The organism is Streptomyces sp. NPDC048291, from assembly GCF_043201715.1.
Lineage (GTDB): Bacteria > Actinomycetota > Actinomycetes > Streptomycetales > Streptomycetaceae > Streptomyces.
On record NZ_JBICZC010000021.1, the window covers coordinates 1 to 18,706 of the forward strand.

Genomic DNA, 18,706 nt, shown 5'->3' on the forward strand with positions numbered 1-18,706 from the left:
GCGCAGGTCCTCGGTGTGGAGTCCGTCGGTGTGGACGACGACTTCTTCGCTCTCGGCGGGCATTCTCTTCTCGCGGTCCGGCTGGTGTCCCGTGTTCGGGTGCTGCTCGGCCAGGAGGTGGGGGTCCGTGCCCTGTTCCAGGCGCCGACGCCCGGGGCACTGGCGGCCTACCTCGGTGCGGCCCGTGCGGACGGCGTCCTGCGTCCTGCTCTGACCGCTGCCTTGGAACGGCCTGACAGGCCTCCGCTGTCCTTTGCGCAGCAGCGCCTGTGGTTCCTGGCCCAGCTCGAAGGCCCCAGCCCGACCTACAACCTCCCCATGGCACTACGTCTGTCCGCTGCCTCCCTCGATCGGGCAGCGCTGACAGCGGCTCTGCGTGACGTACTCGGTCGGCACGAGGCGCTGCGGACGAGGTTCCCCGCGGTCGACGGGGAGCCGTACCAGCATGTCGTACCGATCGCGGAGCTGGACTGGGACCTGGAGACCGTCGAGCTCGGCGATGCCTTGACGGACGACATCGCTGCGGCGGTCGGCGAGCGGGGCCGATATGCCTTCGATCTGACGGCCGAGTTGCCTATCCGGGGCTGGCTGTTGGAGGTCGACACCGAGTCGTGCGTGTTGGTGCTGGTGGTGCATCACATCGCGGGTGACGGCTGGTCGATGGGGCCGTTGGCGCGGGACCTTTCGGCGGCGTATGCGGCGCGGTGTGAGGGGCGGGTGCCGGAGTGGACGCTGTTGCCGGTGCAGTACGCGGACTACACGCTGTGGCAGCGGGAGTTGCTCGGCGACGAAGACGATCCCGACAGTCTGATCTCCCGTCAGGTCGCCTACTGGCGCGAGGCGCTGGACGGTGTGCCCGAGGAACTCGACCTGCCCTCCGACCACCCCCGCCCGCCCCTGGCCACCCATCGCGGACATGCGAGCGAGCAGCAGCTGTCAGCGGATGTGCACGCCAGGCTGGTCGAGTTGGCCAGGGCCGAGGGTGTGACGGTGTTCATGGTGTTGCAGGCCGCGTTGGCGGTGCTGTTGTCGCGGTTGGGTGCGGGCGAGGACATTCCGATCGGGTCGGCGGTTGCGGGCCGTACGGACGAGGGGCTTGACGATCTCGTCGGGTTCTTCGTGAACACCCTGGTCATCCGCACCGACCTCTCGGGTGATCCGGCCTTCCGCGATGTGCTGACGCGGGTGCGGGAGCGCAGTCTTGCCGCGCTGGAACACCAGGACGTCCCCTTCGAACGGCTCGTGGAGGAACTGGCCCCGGCCCGCTCACTCGCCCGGCACCCGCTCTTCCAGGTCATGCTCACTCTCCAGAACGTGGCGAGCACAGCCGTCGACCTGCCCCGTGCCGCCGCGCAACTGCCCGGCACGAGCGGACCGACGACGTCCGTGTCGAAGTTCGATCTCGACGTGACCGCCGGCGAGTTGTTCGACGACGAGGGCGGTCCGGCCGGGCTGCGGTTCGTGGTGCGGGCGGCGACGGATCTGTTCGACGCGGGGTCGGCCGCGGCGCTCGCCGAGCGTTGGGTGCGGGTGCTGGAGCAGGTGGTGGCTGTTCCGGAGGTGCGGCTGCATGCGGTGGAGGTGCTGGCGGAATCGGAGCGGCGGCAGGTCCTCACCGAATGGAACGACGCGTCCACCGGCTCCCCCCGCACCGCTGACCACTCGCTCGCCGAGCTGTTTGAGGCGCAGGTGCGACGCTCGCCGGATGCCAGGGCCGTGGTGGCCGAGGACGGCGAGGTCTCGTACGCGGAGCTGGACGCGCGGGCGAATCGGCTGGCGCGCCATCTGAGGGAGCAGGGTGTGGGGCGCGAGTCCGTGGTCGCGGTGATCATGGACCGTGGGACGGACGTCGTGGCGGCGCTCCTGGGAGTGGTCAAGGCGGGAGCGGCATACCTGCCCGTCGATCCCCAGCAACCGCCCGAGCGGCTGGGATTCATGCTCGCCGACAGCAGGGCGAGCTGCGTGCTGTCGTCCCGCTCGGTCGCGGCCGGGCTGGTGGACGCGATCGGTGACGTACCGCTCGTGGCCGTCGACAGTCCCGAGACCGCCGAACGCCTGGCCGAACTGCCCGACACCGCGCCCATCGCCGGGGACGGCGGAGCCAGGGCGCTGCCGGACCACCCCGCCTATGTGATCTACACGTCCGGCTCCACCGGCCGCCCCAAGGGTGTCGTCGTCACGCACCGCAATGTGGCACAGCTCTTCGCCGCCGCAGAGCGTCTCTACGCGTTCGGCCCCGACGACGTGTGGAGTTGCTTCCACTCCTTCGCCTTCGACTTCTCCGTCTGGGAGATGTGGGGCGCGCTGTTGTACGGCGGACGCGTGGTGGTGACCGGGTTCTCGGTGTCACGTTCGCCGGCCGAGTTCCTGGACCTGCTGGTGCGCGAGCGGGTGACGGTGCTCAGCCAGACACCGTCCGCCTTCTACCAGCTGATGGCCGCCGATGCCGACCGGCCGGAGATGGGCAGGCAACTGGCCCTGCGTTACGTCGTGTTCGGGGGCGAGGCGCTGGACCTGCCACGGCTGGGCGAGTGGTACGCACGCCATGCCGTCGACGGACCGGTCCTGGTGAACATGTACGGGATCACCGAGACCACTGTGCACGTCAGCCATCTCGCGCTCGATGCCGAACTGGCCGCGCGTGGCGGCGGAAGCCTGATCGGCCGTGGCATCCCCGGTCTTCGCACCTTCGTGCTGGACGCAGGGCTGCGCCCGGTGCCGGTCGGCGTGGCCGGTGAGTTGTACGTCGCGGGCGGCGGGCTCACCCGCGGCTATCTTGCCCGGCCCGGGCTTACGGCCGAGCGGTTCGTGGCCTGCCCGTTCGGTACCGGAGAGCGGATGTACCGCACCGGCGACCTCGCCCGTTGGCGGGAGGGCGGGGTCCTGGAGTACCTCGGCCGGGTCGACGAACAGGTGAAGGTCCGTGGTTTCCGTATCGAGTTGGGCGAGATCGAGGCCGTCCTCGCCACCCACCCGGACGTGGCCCAGGCCGCGGTGGTCGTGCGCGAGGACACCGGGGGCGAGAAGCGCCTGGTCGCCTACGCCGTCGCCAGGACCGCGACCACCGCCGCGGAGGACCTGCGCGCATACGTCGCCGACCGGCTGCCGTACTACATGGTGCCCTCCGCCGTGGTCCTCCTCGACGACCTGCCCCTGACCGTCAACGGCAAGCTCGACCGCAAGGCGCTGCCCGCATCCGACCACACCCACGCCACCGGCGCCCCCGGCCGGGCCCCCGCCAACGCGCGGGAGGAAGTGGTCTGCCAGGCCTTCACGGAGGTGCTCGGCATCGACGAGGCAGGAGCGGACGACGACTTCTTCGCCCTCGGCGGGCATTCGATGCTGGCGGTACGACTGGTGGAGCGACTTCGGGCGCGCGGACTGGACGTCTCGGTGAGGGCGCTGTTCCAGGCGCCGACTCCTGCCGCACTCGCCGCCGTCGCGGTGGCCACAGACGGCGGTTCCGGCGACACACCGGACGGAATCCCCGAAGGAACGACGCGGATCACCCCGGACATGGTCCCGCTGGCGGGGCTCTCGGCCGAGGAACTCCAGCAGGTGGCGTCGACCGTGCCCGGCGGCGCGGCGAACGTGGCGGACATCTATCCGCTGGCACCGCTGCAGGAAGGCCTCCTCTTCCACCACCTGCTGGCGGAAGGCGGAGCGGACGCCTATGTCACGGTGATGGTGCTGGAGTTCCACGACGACCAGCGCCTGGAGGCGTTCACCACCGCGCTGGGACATGTCATCGACCGCCACGACGTGTACCGGACCGGAGTGGTCTGGGAAGGTGTGTCCGAGCCGGTCCAGGTGGTCAGGCGCCATGCGGAGCTGCGGACCCTCTCCGTGGTGCTGGACGAGCGGGCGACGGCCGACCCCGTCACCGCGCTGGTGAACTCGGTGGGCCGGTCCATGGACCTGTCCCAGGCGCCGTTGATGGACCTGCACACCACCCGGACCGCCGACGGCCGGCTCCTGGCCCTGCTGCGGATGCACCACCTGATCCAGGACCACACCGGCATGGCACTGCTCCTGAAGGAGTTGCGCGCGTTCATGCTCGGCGAAGGCGACCAGCTGCAACGGCCCGTGCCGTTCCGGGACTTCGTCGCCCAGGCCCGCACCGAGGTCACCGACGCGGAACACGCCGCTTTCTTCGCCGAGTTGCTGGGTGACGTGACCGAACCCACCGCACCGTTCGGACTGCTGGACGTGCACGGTGACGGCGCCGAGGTGGTGCGCGCCCACCGTCCCGTGACGGCGGCGGTCGCCGACCGGGTCCGCCGCGTGGCCCGGAGCCTGGGGGTCAGCCCGGCGACGGTGTGGCACGTCGCCTGGGCGCGGGTGCTGTCCGCGGTTGCCGGTCGGGACGACGTGGTCTTCGGCACCGTACTGCTGGGACGCATGAGCGCGGGCGCCGGAGCCGATCGGGCGCTGGGCCTGTTCATGAACACCCTGCCCGCCCGTGTCCGGACCCTTGACACAGGAGTCCGGGCGGCCGTGGCCGCGATGCGCGCGCAACTGGCCGAACTGGTGGCGCACGAGCACACGCCACTGGCCGTGGCACAACAGGCCAGCGGCATCATGGGCGATGCACCGCTCTTCACCTCCCTCCTCAACTACCGCCACAACGACCGCGACATCGTCGGACTCCAGCCCTCGGACCCCCGCGACGCACAGCTGGGCGTCCGCTCCCTCTACACGCAGGAGAGCGGCAACTACCCGCTGATCGTCTCCGTGAACGACCACGGCGACCGCGGATACACCCTGAGCGTGGAGGCCACCAAGTCGGCGGACGCCCAACTCGTCGCCGACCTCCTGCACACCACGGCCGACAACCTCTCCACGGCCCTGACCGTCTCCCTGGACGGCGGGCCGGACCTCGAACTCGCCGCCGTGGAAGTCCTGGACGCCACCCAACGCGAGCAGGTACTCGACCACTGGAACGACAACGGGGTCGAGTTCACGGACGAGTCGGTGCTGGAGTTGTTCGAGGGGTGGGTGCGGCGGTCGCCGGGTGCGGTGGCGGTGGTGTGCGGGGATGTCGAGGTGTCGTATGCGGAGTTGGATGCGCGGGCGGATCGGCTGGCCCGGCATCTGGCGGGGTTGGGGGTTGGGCCGGAAGCGCGGGTGGGGTTGTGTCTGCCGCGTGGGGTGGACATGGTCGCCGCGGTGTTGGGGGTGTGGAAGGCGGGTGCTGCGTATGTGCCGGTGGATCCGGAGTATCCGGCGGAGCGGGTCGCGTTCATGCTGGCGGACAGTGGGGCGGCCTGTGTACTGGCGCACCGCGAGGCTGCCGGCCAGGTGCTGGCGGACGTGTCGGACGTCTTGTGGCTGGAGGACGTGGAGGCGGCTGCGGATGGTGAGGGATCGGGCTGCTCTTCGTTGGTGGGTGTCCGGCATGTGGATGGGCTTGCGTATGTGATCTATACGTCTGGTTCGACGGGGCGGGCGAAAGGCGTGGCTGTCGAGCATGGTGCGGTGCGTAATCTGGCGGGGGTTTTTGGGCCGTTGATGGGTGTGGGTCCTGGTGTGGGTGTGTTGCAGTTTGCGTCGTTCAGTTTTGATGCGTCGGTGTTGGATGTGGTGGTGGCGTTGTCGTCGGGTGGCATGTTGGTGGTGGCGAGTGGGGAGGAGCGGGCGGAGCCGGTCCGGTTGCGTGGGCGGGCCGGGTTGGATGTGGCGAGTGTGGTGCCGTCGCTTCTGGAGGTGTTGGAGCCGTCGGATCTGGGTGAGGTGCGGACGCTGCTGGTGGGGGCGTCGGCGATCAGCGTGCCCACCGCGCGGGCCTGGGCGGAGAACTTGTGTCTGGTGAATACGTATGGGCCGACGGAGTCGACGGTGATGGTGACGGCGGGTGTGGTGGATCCGGCTCGTCCGGGTCCGGTGCCGATGGGCTTGCCGATCGCGAACACCCGCTTGTATGTCCTGGACCGTTGGTTGCGGCCGGTCGCTCCTGGTGTGGTGGGGGAGTTGTACGTCGCGGGCGCGCAACTGGCCCGTGGTTATGTCGGTAACGCGCCGTTGACCGGGGAGCGTTTCGTGGCGTGTCCGTTCGGGTCGGGTGAGCGGATGTATCGGACGGGGGACCGGGCCCGCTGGACTGGTGATGGGCAGTTGGTGTTTGCCGGGCGGGTGGATGACCAGGTGAAGGTTCGTGGGTTCCGGATCGAGCCGGGTGAGGTGCAGGCGGTCGTCGCCGCACACCCCGCAGTTGCTCGTGCGGCTGTTGTAGCCCGCCCGGACACCCAGGGAGAACTCCGGCTGGTCGCCTACATCGCGCCGGACGACGACGAATCACGTAACGTGCCGGAACTCGTGGCCGCTGTGCAGGAGTTCGCTGCTTCGCGGTTGCCCGGGTACATGGTTCCGTCGGCTGTCGTGGTGCTGGATGAGCTGCCGTTGAATGCGAACGGCAAGGTGGACCGTGCGGCGCTGCCGGCTCCCGAGTTCGCGGCGGGTGGTGCGGGGCGTGCTCCGGCGGATGTCCGTGAGGAGTTGCTGTGTGTGGCCTTCGCGCAGGTCCTCGGTGTGGAGTCCGTCGGTGTGGACGACGACTTCTTCGCTCTCGGCGGGCATTCTCTTCTCGCGGTCCGGCTGGTGTCCCGTGTCCGGGTGCTGCTCGGCCAGGAGGTGGGGGTCCGTGCCCTGTTCCAGGCGCCGACGCCCGGGGCACTGGCGGCCTACCTCGGTGCGGCCCGTGCGGACGGCACCACCCGTCCCGCTCTGACCGCTACCGTCAAACGGCCTGACCGGCCCCCGCTGTCCTTTGCGCAGCAGCGCCTGTGGTTCCTGGCCCAGCTCGAAGGCCCCAGCCCGACCTACAACCTCCCCACCGTTCTACGGCTCTCGGCCGACGTGGACGCGACCGCACTCGCCGCCGCTCTGCGTGACGTACTCGGTCGGCACGAGGTACTGCGGACGAGGTTCCCCGCGGTCGACGGGGAGCCGTACCAGCACGTCGTACCGATCGCGGAGCTGGACTGGGACCTGGAGACCGTCGACCTCGCGGACGCGTCGCCCGCGGAGGTGTCGGAAGCCGTCATGCTGCGGGCGCGCCATGCCTTCGACCTGGAGGATGAGATACCCGTACGGGCATCGCTGCTCAGGATCGGCGACGCGGGGACCGCCCTGGTGCTGGTGGTGCATCACATCGCGGGTGACGGCTGGTCGATGGGGCCGTTGGCGCGGGACCTTTCGGCGGCGTATGCGGCGCGGTGTGAGGGGCGGGCGCCGGAGTGGACGCTGTTGCCGGTGCAGTACGCGGACTACACGCTGTGGCAGCGGGAGTTGCTCGGCGACGAAGACGATCCCGACAGTCTGATCTCCCGTCAGGTCGCCTACTGGCGCGAGGCGCTGGACGGTGTGCCCGAGGAACTCGACCTGCCCTTCGACCACCCCCGTCCACCGGCGGCAACGCATCGCGGCCACAGTGTTCCGCTGGTCATCCCGGCGGATGTGCACGCCAGGCTGGTCGAGTTGGCCAGGGCCGAGGGTGTGACGGTGTTCATGGTGTTGCAGGCCGCGTTGGCGGTGCTGTTGTCGCGGTTGGGTGCGGGGGAGGACATTCCGATCGGGTCGGCGGTGGCGGGGCGTACGGACGAGGGGCTTGACGATCTCGTCGGGTTCTTCGTGAACACGCTGGTCATCCGTACGGATCTCTCGGGTGATCCGGCGTTCCGGGACGTGCTGACGCGGGTGCGGGAGCGCAGCCTCGCTGCCCTGGAACACCAGGACGCCCCCTTCGAACGGCTCGTGGAGGAACTGGCCCCGGCCCGCTCACTCGCCCGACACCCGCTCTTCCAGGTCGTACTCGGCGTGGAGAACGTCGAGCACGCGGTCGCGGACCTGCCGCGCGCGCAGCCGGCGAAGCTCGGCAACTCGGCCGCCGAGCGGGAGGCCGCAGCGCCCACCGGCGCCAACTCCCTCACCGCGACCGCGAAATTCGACCTGGAGTTCACCGTCCGGGAGTCGCTGGACGGTGACGGCAGGCCCGCGGGACTTCGCGGCGCGGTCACCGCGGCGGCGGACGTCTTCGACCCGGCGACCGCCAGGCTCCTCACCGAGCGGTGGGTGCGGGTGGTGGGGCAGGTGGCCGCCGAGCCCGAACGGCACCTGCACGAGATCCAGGTGCTGGCCGACGCCGAACGCGAGCAGTTGCTGGCCGACTGGAACGACTCCACTGCCCCGGTGCCGGTCCGCACGGCGGTCGAGCTGTTCGAGGCACAGGTGCGGCGCACACCGGACGCGCCCGCCCTGCTCGGCGACGGTGTCGAGATCTCGTACGCCGGACTCGACGCCCGTGCCGACCGGCTCGCCCGGCATCTGACCGGACGGGAGGTGCGGGCCGAATCCGTCGTGGCGGTCCTGATGGAGCGGGGCGCCGGACTCGTCACGGCTCTCGTCGGAGTGCTGAAGGCGGGGGCGGCGTATCTGCCGATCGACCCGCAGCAGCCGGCCGAGCGGCTGGCCTACCTCCTGGCCGACAGCGGCGCCGCGCACGTACTCACCTCCCGCGCCTGCGCCCCGCTCCTGGACGAGGCCGCCCTGATCACCGACGTGCCGCGCACCGTACTGGACGACCTGAACCTGGACCTGGGCCCGGATCCGGAACCGGCCGCCCGCACCGCCGCCCCCGGTGGCGCCGGGTCCGCCGCCGAGCGGGACCCTGCCGGCATCACGCCCCAGCAGGCGGCATACGTGATCTACACCTCCGGTTCCACCGGGCGCCCCAAGGGGGTCGTCCTGTCCCATGCGGGCGCCGTGAACCTCGCCGAGGCACAGCGCCGGCGGCTCGGGGTACGGGCCGGAGACCGGGTCCTCCAGTTCGCCAGCGTGGGCTTCGACGCCGCGACCTGGGAACTGCTCATGGCGCTGGGCGCGGGCGCCGCGCTGGTGGTGGCACCCGCCGACGAGCTGTCGCCGGGCACTGGGCTCGCCGAGGTCGTGGACCGGTGGCGGGTCAGCCATGCGACGCTGCCGCCCGCCGTGCTGGCGGTGGAACGGCCCGCCGACTACACCGGCCTGCGCACCCTCGTGTCGGCGGGCTCCGCGCTCGACCCGCGGGTTGCCGAGCGCTGGGCCGAAGGGCGCGAGCTGATCAACGCCTACGGGCCGACCGAGACGACCGTCTGCGCCACCATGTCCGCGCCCCTGGACCCGGTACGGGTGGCGGGCGGAGCCGTGGACATCGGCGGACCGGTCGCCAACACCCGGCTGTACGTGCTCGACGAGTGGCTGCAGCCGGTACCGGCAGGGGTGACCGGTGAGCTGTACGTCGCCGGGGCGGGACTGGCCCGTGGCTACACGGGCAGGCCCGGCCTGACGACGGAACGGTTCGTGGCCTGCCCGTTCGCCGTCGGGGAGCGGATGTACCGCACCGGCGACCGGATGCGGTGGACCGCGGACGGCAACCTGGTCTTCGCGGGACGGGCCGACGACCAGGTCAAGATCCGCGGCTTCCGGATCGAGCCCGGTGAGATCCAGGCCGTGCTCGCCGCGCACCCGGGGCTCGCCCAGGCGGCTGTGCTCGCCCGCGAGGACACTCCGGGCGATCCCAGGCTGGTGGCCTACGTCGTCCCGGCCGACGGCTCCGACGGCTCCGACGGCTCCGACGGCTCCGACGGCTCCGACGGCTCCGACGATGCCGACGGTCCCGACGAGTTCGTGGCGCCCCGGCTGCTCGCCGAACTGCGGGCCTTCGCCCGGCAGCGACTGCCGGAGTACATGGTCCCGGCCGCGTTCGTCGTACTCGCCGCACTCCCGCTCACGGTGAACGGCAAACTCGACCGCGCCGCGCTGCCCGCACCCGACCCGACCGCGCCGGGACGGACCCGTGGCGCCCGCCGCGGTCCCGGCACGGTGCTGGAGGACCTGCTGTGCGAGACGTTCGCCGAGGTGCTCGGGCTCGCGGAGTTCGGACTCGACGACAACTTCTTCCAGTGCGGCGGCCATTCACTGCTGGCCGTCAAGCTCGTCGCCCGGCTGCGGGAGCGAGGTGTGTCGGTCTCCGTCGGCATGCTGCTCGCCGCCCCCACGGTGGCCGCGTTGCTGAACCGGATGAACCTGTCGTCGGTGGCCGACTCGCTGGACGTGCTCCTGCCGCTGAAGACCGACGGCGGCCACGCCCCGTTCTTCTGCGTCCACCCGGCCGGCGGCCTCAGCTGGTCGTACAGCCCGCTGGTCCGCCATGTGCCGCGCGAGATGCGACTGTACGGGCTCCAGGCCCGCGGCTTCGACGGCAGCAGCGCGTTCGCCGCCTCCGTCACGGAGATGGCGGCCGACTACATCCGGCAGATCCGCTCCGTCCAGGAGGCCGGCCCCTACCACGTGCTCGGCTTCTCGGCCGGTGGCATCCCGGCCCACGAGATCGCCGTCCAACTGGAGGCGGCCGGCGAGGAGGTCGTACTCGTCATCCTCGACGCCTATCCGGAACAACGGCCGGAACAGGCCGAACAGGCCGAACAGGCCGAAGAGTTCGAAGAGTCCGAGCAGCCGGAACAGTCCGGACGGCGAGGGCCCGACCTGGACCGGCTGGTGGCCAGGATGCAGGCGGAGGCCGGCGAGACGCTCGGCGGACTCTCCGACGCGGAGATCCAGATCTTCGCCCGCGTCTACCAGAACAACGCGTCCATCAACTCCGAGCACCGGTGCGGCCGTTTCGGCGGTGACGCGCTGCTCGTCGTCGCCGCCGCGGACAAGCCGGACGACGAACCCACCACCGAACGCTGGCGCCCCCACATCGCCGGCGACATCACCGAAGAACGCCTTGCGTGCCGGCACACGGACCTGCTGGCACCCGACCACCTCGGCGAGGCCTGGGCGCGTATCGCCGCCTGGCTCGGCCTGGAGAACTGACCCACCACGGCGGCACCGATCAGGGGGCGGTGCCGCAGCGCATCAATACGGCGAAAAATCAAGGAAATGGAGTGACAAAACGTGAATGCTCCTGTCAGTGATCAGTCCCGTTCGGCCGCCGTGGAGAACGTCGTCATCGTCGGCGGTGGTACGGCGGGATGGATGACCGCGGCGTACCTGACCGCCGCCTTCGGCGACCGGGTCAAGATCACGCTGGTGGAGTCGGCGGACGTCGGCACGATCGGCGTCGGCGAGGCCACGTTCAGCGACATCAGGCACTACTTCGAGTTCCTCGGCCTGGCCGAGCGGGACTGGATGCCCGCGTGCAACGCCACGTACAAGCTCGCGGTCCGGTTCGAGAACTGGCGTGAGCCGGGGCACCACTTCTACCACCCGTTCGAGCAGCTCGGGTCGGTCAAGGGCTTCCCGCTCACCGACTGGTGGCTGCGCTACCCGACCACCAGCCGGTTCGACGTCGACTGCTTCGTGATGGCCAACCTGTGCGACGCAGGCCGCAGTCCGCGCTACCTCGACGGGCGCCTGCTGGAGCAGGAGTTCGTGGAGAACGACGAACTGCCCACGACGATCGCCGACTACCAGGGCGCGCAGTTCCCCTACGCCTACCACTTCGAGGCGCACCTGCTGGCCAAGTTCCTCACCAGGTACGCCACCCAGCGCGGGGTGCGGCACATCGTCGACACCGTGCAGGACGTGGGCCTCGACGAGCGCGGCTGGATCTCGCACGTGCAGACCGCCGAGCACGGCCGCCTGGCGGGCGACCTGTTCGTCGACTGCACTGGATTCCGCGCGCTGCTCCTGAACAAGACACTGGACGAGCCGTTCGTGTCGTACCAGGACACCCTGCCCAACGACAGCGCGGTCGCGCTCCAGGTGCCGATGGACATGGACAAGGACCCGCTGCGGCCGTGCACCACCGCCACCGCCCAGGACGCGGGCTGGATCTGGACCATCCCGCTGATCAGCCGGATCGGCACCGGATACGTCTACTCCCGGGACTACCTGGAACCCGAGGAGGCCGAGCGGACGCTGCGCGAGTTCGTCGGCCCCGCCGCCGCGGACGTCCAGGCCAACCACATCAGGATGCGGATCGGCCGCAGCCGGCGGTCATGGGTCAACAACTGCGTGGCCATAGGCCTGTCCAGCGGGTTCGTCGAGCCGCTGGAGTCCACCGGCATCTTCTTCATCCACTACGCCATCGAGCAGCTGGTCAAGTACTACCCGGCCGCCGACTGGGACCTCTCGCTGCGCGAGCAGTACAACGGCGCGGTGATGAACGTCATGGACGGCGTCCGCGAGTTCCTCGTCCTGCACTACCGGGGTGCCAAGCGTGCCGACAACCAGTACTGGCGGGACACCAACACCCGGGTCATACCCGATGCGCTCGCCGAGCGGCTGGAGCAGTGGGAGAGCAAGGTCCCGGACACGGGCAGCGTCTATCCCCGCTACCACGGCCTGCCGCCGTACTCGTACAACTGCATCCTGCTCGGCACCGGCGGTATCGACGTACGGCCCTCGCCGGCGCTCGACCTGATCGACGAGAAGGAGGCGCTGGCCGGGTTCCAGCTCATCAAGGACAAGGCCCGTGCGCTGGTGGCGAGCCTGCCCACCCAGAACGAGTACTTCCGGAGGATGCGTGACGGCGCGTGAGCGCAGGACACACGGGCCGGCGCCGGGCGGCTCGGGTGAGGTGAGGGTGCCGATGCACGGCGAGTTCCGCGAGATGATGGCGGGCTTCCCCACCGGTGTGTCGGTGGTCACCGCCCGGCACGGTGCCGACCCGCCCTGGGGCATGACGTGTTCGTCCCTGTGCAGTCTGAGCACGGCCCCGCCGAGGCTGCTGGTCTGTCTGCGCGCCCAGAGCCCGACCCTGGACGCGGTGCTCGCCAGCGGCGCGTTCGCGGTGAACCTGCTGCACGGGGACGCGGAGCAGGTGGCGGCGCTCTTCGCCTCCGGCGCGGCGGACCGGTTCGAGCGGGTGGTGTGGAAACCGTCCGCCCGGACCGGCAGCCCCGCCCTGGTGGAGTCCGCGCACGCCATCGCGGACTGCACCGTCGCGCGCACCCACCCCGACGGCGACCACGTGATCGTCGTCGGGGTGGTGCGGTCCGTCGAGCGCTTCGACCGGGACAGCTCGCTGCTCTACGGCTTCCGGCAGTACGGGGAGCTGTCTCGTCCGTTGCCCGTGTCCCGGGGTGCGCGTGACTGACACCCTGGCGGCGGCGCCGGTCCCGCCGATCGGCGCGCACCCGATGCTGCTCTTCCTGCTCCAGGTGGGCGTGCTGCTGTCCCTGGCGATCGTGCTGGGCAGACTGGCCGTACGGCTCGGACTGCCCGCCATCGTCGGGGAGTTGACCGCGGGGGTGCTGCTCGGTCCCTCGCTGGCCGGCTGGGCCGCCCCCGGCGCGGCCGGCTGGCTGCTGCCCCGGCAGCCGGAGCAGATGCACCTGCTCGACGCGATCGGACAGGTCGCGGTGCTGCTGCTGGTCGGGCTGACGGGCATGGAGACGGACCTGCGGATGATCCGCCGCCGACGGTCCACCGCGCTGCGGGTCAGCCTCGCCGGGCTGCTCGTCCCGCTGGGCCTCGGCATCGCGCTCGGCTACCCGCTGGCCGGCCTGCTCGACCCGGACTCCGACACCACGGTGTTCGTGATGTTCATGGGCGTGGCCATGTGTGTGAGCGCCATACCGGTGATCGCCAAGACGCTGATGGACATGGGGCTGATCCACCGGGACGTCGGTCAGCTCACGCTCGCCGCGGGCATGATCGACGACGCGTTCGGCTGGATGATGCTGTCGGTGATCTCGGCGGCGGCGGTCGGCGGGCTGACCGCCGGGACGGTCGGCCACTCGGTCGGTGCGCTGGTGCTGGTGATCGTGCTGGCCGTGGTGGTCGGCAGACCGGTCGTCCGGCGCGTGCTGCGCCGGTGCGGCCCCTCCGCCGAGCGGACGGTGGCCGCGGTCGCGGCCCTGCTGCTGATGTCGGCCGCGGGTACGCAGGCGCTGGGGCTCGAGCCGGTGTTCGGGGCGTTCGTCTGTGGCATCCTGATCGGCTCCAGCCGGGAGTGGGTGCCGGCCAGGACGGCGTCCCTGCGCACGGTGGTGCCGGCCGCCCTGGCACCGGTGTTCTTCGCGACCGCCGGACTGCGGATCGATCTGCGCGCCCTGGCGAAGCCCCCGGTGCTGGCCGCGGCGCTGATCGTGCTCGCCGTGGCGGTGGTCGGCAAGTTCACCGGCGCGTTCGTGGGCGCGCGCCTGAGCCGCCTGAGCCGTTGGGAGGCGCTGGCGCTGGGCGCCGGGATGAACGCACGCGGTGTGGTCGAGGTGATCGTGGCGATGGTCGGGCTGCGCCTGGGCGTCCTGACGACCGACTCCTACACGATCATCGTGCTCGTCGCGGTGGCCACGTCCGTCATGGCACCCCCGATCCTGGCCTTCGCCATGAAACGCATCGACTGCACGAAGGAGGAGGAACTCCGGCTCCGGTCCTGGGGCGGATCGTCGGTACCCAGCGAGGAGGGGGTGGCCTAGCGGTGGGGTGGTCGGGCGGTGAGGCGGTGGGGTGGTCGGGCGGGAGGCGGGACGGCGGGACGGCGGGGCGGTGAGGCGGTGGGGCGGTGGGGCGGTCGGGGCCGCGAGGCGATGGGATGGCGGGAGGCGGGAGGCGGGAGGCGGGAGGCGGGAGGCGGGACGGCGGGACGGCGGGAGGCGGGACGGCGGTCCGGTGAGGTGGCGGCGAGGCGCGGAGGCGCCCGTGGCGTCCGCGGGCAGCTCGCTCACGGACGGTGTCACCTCCCCGAGGGTCGGCGGCATCGGTCGTCCGCGACCACCGTCCCCGGCGGCTGTCCCCGGCCCGCGCGGGTGATCCGGGCGCGTCTTCGAGCGGCACGCGGTCGGCCTATAGTTCGTCGCATGAGTCGCTGGGACGAGCTGACCGGTGGGACGTCCGGACGGGAGTACGCCGCCCGGTTCGCCGCCGTGGCCCGGAGCGGCAAGGACGTGCACGGTGAGGCGCGGTTCTGCGCGGCGCTCGTGCCCGCAGGGGCGCGCGTGCTGGACGCCGGGTGCGGTACCGGGCGGGTCATGATCCGGCTCGCGGAGCTCGGGTACGACTGCGTCGGGGTCGATCTCGACGCGTCGATGCTGGCAGTGGCGCGGGAGCAGGCGCCGGAACTGCCCTGGTTCCAGGCCGACCTGGCCGAATTCGAGCCCCGCGGACTCGGCATCGCGGCGGACTTCGATCTCGTCGTCGCCGCGGGCAACATCTTCCCGTTGCTCGCCGCCGGTACCGAGGCCGCCGTGGTCGGGCGCCTGGCCGCGGTCCTGCGCCCGGGCGGTCTGCTGGTCGCCGGCTTCGGCCTGGACGAGGCTCATCTGCCCGTACCGCCCGGCATCACCCTGCCCGAGTACGACGACTGCTGCGCCGCGGCCGGCCTTGCTCCCGTCGACCGCTTCGCCACCTGGGACGCAGAGCCGTACGACGGCGGCGGATACGCCGTCAGCGTCCACCGCCGCTGAACGCGTCTGCCGTCGCCGAACACGTCCACCGCCGTTGAAGTCGTCTTCCACGGCTGAACACGTCCACCACCGTTGAACGCGTCTTCCGCCGCTCAACCCGCTCACCGTCGCTGAACCCCCGTTCACCCCCGCCGAACCCGTCCGGGCCGCCTCTGAAACCCCGGTCGCCGCGCCCGTCACGCGGTCGGCGGGAGCGGTCTCCGTGGGCTCCCGGTGAAAACCCTGTGGAAACGATGTCGGTGGGGCCGCTTATGCTGCACCGGAATGATCACGCGGAACCTGGGGAGGGCGCGGCATGTTCGGCAAGCTGTTCGGTAGAGGCGGGGAGAAACCGGCGGCGGATCCGCATGCGCTTCCCGTGCCGCGCAGGCAGAACGGGGTGTACAAGCTGCAGTTCCTCGGGGACACCCGGGTCATGGCGCTGCTGGTGGCGGCGGAGTCGCGGGACTGGGACGCGGTCAGGATGGCGTCCGCCCACTTCGACCTCGGCCGCGACCACCAGGTGCTGGGTGAGTTGTCCGACGTCGACGGTCTGCAGGACTGGATCGGCCGGGCCGCCGAGGAGGACGAGCAGCACCGGGCGACGGCGCTGCTGATGTCCGGGGCGCGCCACATCAGCTGGGGCTGGGAGGCGCGCACCTCCGCGCGTGCCACGGACGTCTCGCGGGACCAGTGGCGCGTCTTCTACGAGCGGCTGGAGACAGCGGAGGAGCACCTGCTCGAAGCCGCCGAGCTGCGGCCGGAGTGGATCACGCCGTGGCGGCGCCTGCTCACCTCGGGCCGCGGCATGTCGGTGGGCACCGCCGTCAACGAGGCCCGGCTCGACGCCGCCCTGCGCCGCGACCCGCTGGACCTGGCGACCCACATCGAGTGGGTGTCACACCTGCAGCCCCGGTGGCACGGCGAGCCGGGCCAGGCCCTGGAGTTCGCGCGCAAGGCGTTCGCCGACGCTCCCGACGGCCATCGTCTCGGCTGTGTGGTCGCCATGGCCCATATCGAGGACTGGGTGGAGTCGGACGACAAGGACTGCCTCGACACCCCAGAGATCCAGAGGGAGTTGCGGGACGCGGCCGAGCGCAGCATCCTCCACCCCGGCTACCAGCGGCGGCCGGGCTGGCAGGAGGACTTCAACATCTTCGCCATGGCCCTGTCGCTGTCGGCCGAGAGCGTCGTGGCCCCACGGGTGTACCACGAGCTGGACGGCGCCTGGACCCGGTGGCCCTGGACCTACATGGCGCAGCCGGAGAAGACGTACGCCCGCTTCCGGCGCCGCGCCTGACCCGGCCGCCGTCACCGGTGCGTCCCGCGCCGCGCCTGAACCGGCCACCGTCACCGGTGCCTTCCGCGTCGCGGCTGAAACGGCCGCCGTTGCCGGTGCCTCCGGCGCAGCGCTCGCCGGTGTCTCCCGCGCCGCCCGGCGCACCTTCCGCCCGCCACTCCTCGATCACCCCACCCCGGACTCTGTGATGACTCTGCCCCACACCCCAGCGAGCCCGGCCGGCGCCGACCGCACCTTCCAGGTGGACCTGCGCGGCCTCGTCGACCTCCTCTCCCACCACCTCTACTCCAGCCCCCGCGTCTACCTGCGCGAACTCCTGCAGAACGCGGTGGACGCGCTGACCGCCCGGCACGGCCTCGAACCGGGCGCCGCCGCCGACGCGTTCGGCATCCGCCTGTACGCCGACGGTTCGGTGGTCCGGGTGGAGGACGACGGGGTCGGCCTCACCGAGGCCGACGTGCACACCTTCCTCGCCACCATCGGCCGCAGCAGCAAGCGTGCCGACCAGGTGGCCGAGCAACGCGCCGACTTCATAGGCCAGTTCGGCATCGGCCTGCTCTCCTGCTTCCTGGTCGCCGACGAGATCCACGTCGTCAGCCGGTCCGCCCGTACCCCCGACGCCCCCGCCGTGGAGTGGCGCGGTCGCGGCGACGGCAGCTACACCGTCCGCGCCCTGCCCGCCGCCGCCCGTCCCCGGCCCGGCACCACCGTCACGCTCACCCCCCGCGCCGACGCGGGGGAGTGGACCCGGCCGGTCCAAGTACAGGCGCTGGCCCGGCACTTCGGCTCGCTGCTGCGTCACCCGGTGACCTTCGAGGACGGCGCAGGCGGCCCTGCCGCACCCGTCAATCCCGAGCCCGCGCCCTGGGCGCGCAGCTACCCCACGCCGGGCGCGCGCTCCCGTGCGCTGGCCGGGTACGGCGAGGAGGTCTTCGGGTTCACGCCGCTGGACACCATCGACCTGGACCTGCCGGCCGTGGGCCTGAAGGGCATCGCGTGCGTGCTCCCCGAGGCGGTGCCGGCCGGGCGCCGCCACGGCCACCGCGTGCACGTCAAGGGCATGCTGCTGTCCGAGCAGGCCGAGGAGATCCTCCCCGAGTGGGCGTTCTTCGTCCGCTGCGTCCTCGACGCCGAGAGCCTGCGCCCGACCGCGTCCCGGGAGTCCCTCTACGAGGACGACACCCTCGCCGCGGTCCGCGACGCCCTCGCCGAGCGGCTGCGCGCCTGGATCGCCCGGACCGCCGCCAGCGACCCGGACCTCCTCGGCCGCTTCCTCCAGACCCACCACCTGGCCGTCAAGTCGCTCGCCGTGCACGACGACGAGATCCTGCGGATGCTGCTGCCGTGGCTGCCGTTCGAGACCACCGACGGACACGCCACCCTCGACGAGTTCGCGCGCGCCCACCGCACCGTGCTCGTGACCTCCAGCGTCGAGGAGTTCCGGCAGGTGGCGGCGATCGCCGCGGCGGCCGGACTCGGCGTCGTCAACGGCGGCTACACCTACGACCGCGAACTGGTCCACCGGCTGCCGGAGATCAGGCCCGAGGTCGCCGTCGCCGACCTCGACCCGGGCACCCTCACCGCCCACCTCGACACCGTCGACCGGGAGACGGAGCTCGCCGCCGCGGCCTACCTCGCGCAGGCCCGCGACGCCCTCGCCGTCTTCGACTGCGACGTCGCGCTGCGCACCTTCCAGCCCGCCTCCGCGCCCGCCCTCCTCCTCGACAGCCGCGAGGCCCGGCACGAGCGCAGCCGCTCCCAGCTCGCCCGCGAGCAGCAGGGCGGGGTGTGGGGCGACATCCTCGGCCACCTGCGCCAGGAGGCCCCGCGGGCCCAGCTGATCCTCAACCAGCTCAACCCGCTGGTCCGCACCGCGGTCACCATCGACGAGCCCGAACTGGCCCGCACCAGCGCCGAAGCCCTCTACGGGCAGGCCGCGATGCTGTCCCGGCGCCCGCTCAGGCCCGCCGAGTCGAGCCTCATCAACCGCTCTTTCCTCGACCTCCTCGCCCACGCCCTCCGCAAGGACAGCTGA

7 protein-coding genes are annotated in these 18,706 nt (G+C 71.5%); all 7 read left to right on the forward strand.

Annotation, left to right across the window (positions count from 1 at the left end):
• The coding region (locus ACGF5O_RS43845; RefSeq protein ID WP_393815540.1) for an amino acid adenylation domain-containing protein at window positions 1-10,854 on the forward strand (10,854 nt) is incomplete at its 5' end.
• A 120-nt stretch (window positions 10,855-10,974) separates the two neighbouring features.
• Window positions 10,975-12,522, forward strand: a complete 1,548-nt coding sequence (locus ACGF5O_RS43850) for a tryptophan halogenase family protein (RefSeq protein WP_393815674.1) — start codon at window positions 10,975-10,977, stop codon at window positions 12,520-12,522.
• A 52-nt stretch (window positions 12,523-12,574) separates the two neighbouring features.
• On the forward strand, window positions 12,575-13,081 hold the full coding sequence (locus ACGF5O_RS43855; RefSeq protein ID WP_393815541.1) for a flavin reductase family protein: 507 nt from the start codon (window positions 12,575-12,577) through the stop codon (window positions 13,079-13,081).
• Window positions 13,074-14,405: a cation:proton antiporter gene (locus ACGF5O_RS43860; protein ID WP_393815542.1), complete on the forward strand. Its 1,332-nt coding sequence runs from the start codon at window positions 13,074-13,076 to the stop codon at window positions 14,403-14,405. Before ACGF5O_RS43855 ends, ACGF5O_RS43860 begins: the two co-directional genes overlap by 8 nt.
• Before the next feature lie 381 nt (window positions 14,406-14,786).
• On the forward strand, window positions 14,787-15,392 hold the full coding sequence (locus tag ACGF5O_RS43865) for a class I SAM-dependent methyltransferase (protein ID WP_393815543.1): 606 nt from the start codon (window positions 14,787-14,789) through the stop codon (window positions 15,390-15,392).
• A 295-nt stretch (window positions 15,393-15,687) separates the two neighbouring features.
• Window positions 15,688-16,671, forward strand: a complete 984-nt coding sequence (locus ACGF5O_RS43870) for a hypothetical protein (protein ID WP_393815544.1) — start codon at window positions 15,688-15,690, stop codon at window positions 16,669-16,671.
• Window positions 16,672-16,858: 187 nt separating this feature from the next.
• Window positions 16,859-18,706, forward strand: a complete 1,848-nt coding sequence (locus tag ACGF5O_RS43875) for an HSP90 family protein (RefSeq protein WP_393815545.1) — start codon at window positions 16,859-16,861, stop codon at window positions 18,704-18,706.

What these genes read in the sequence shown, in the direction of transcription:
- ACGF5O_RS43855 (WP_393815541.1), top strand. Translation starts at nt 12,575, where the DNA reads ATGCACGGCGAGTTCCGCGAGATGATGGCGGGCTTCCCCACCGGTGTG.
- ACGF5O_RS43865 (WP_393815543.1), top strand. Translation starts at nt 14,787, where the DNA reads ATGAGTCGCTGGGACGAGCTGACCGGTGGGACGTCCGGACGGGAGTAC.
- ACGF5O_RS43870 (WP_393815544.1), top strand. Translation starts at nt 15,688, where the DNA reads ATGTTCGGCAAGCTGTTCGGTAGAGGCGGGGAGAAACCGGCGGCGGAT.
- ACGF5O_RS43875 (WP_393815545.1), top strand. Translation starts at nt 16,859, where the DNA reads ATGACTCTGCCCCACACCCCAGCGAGCCCGGCCGGCGCCGACCGCACC.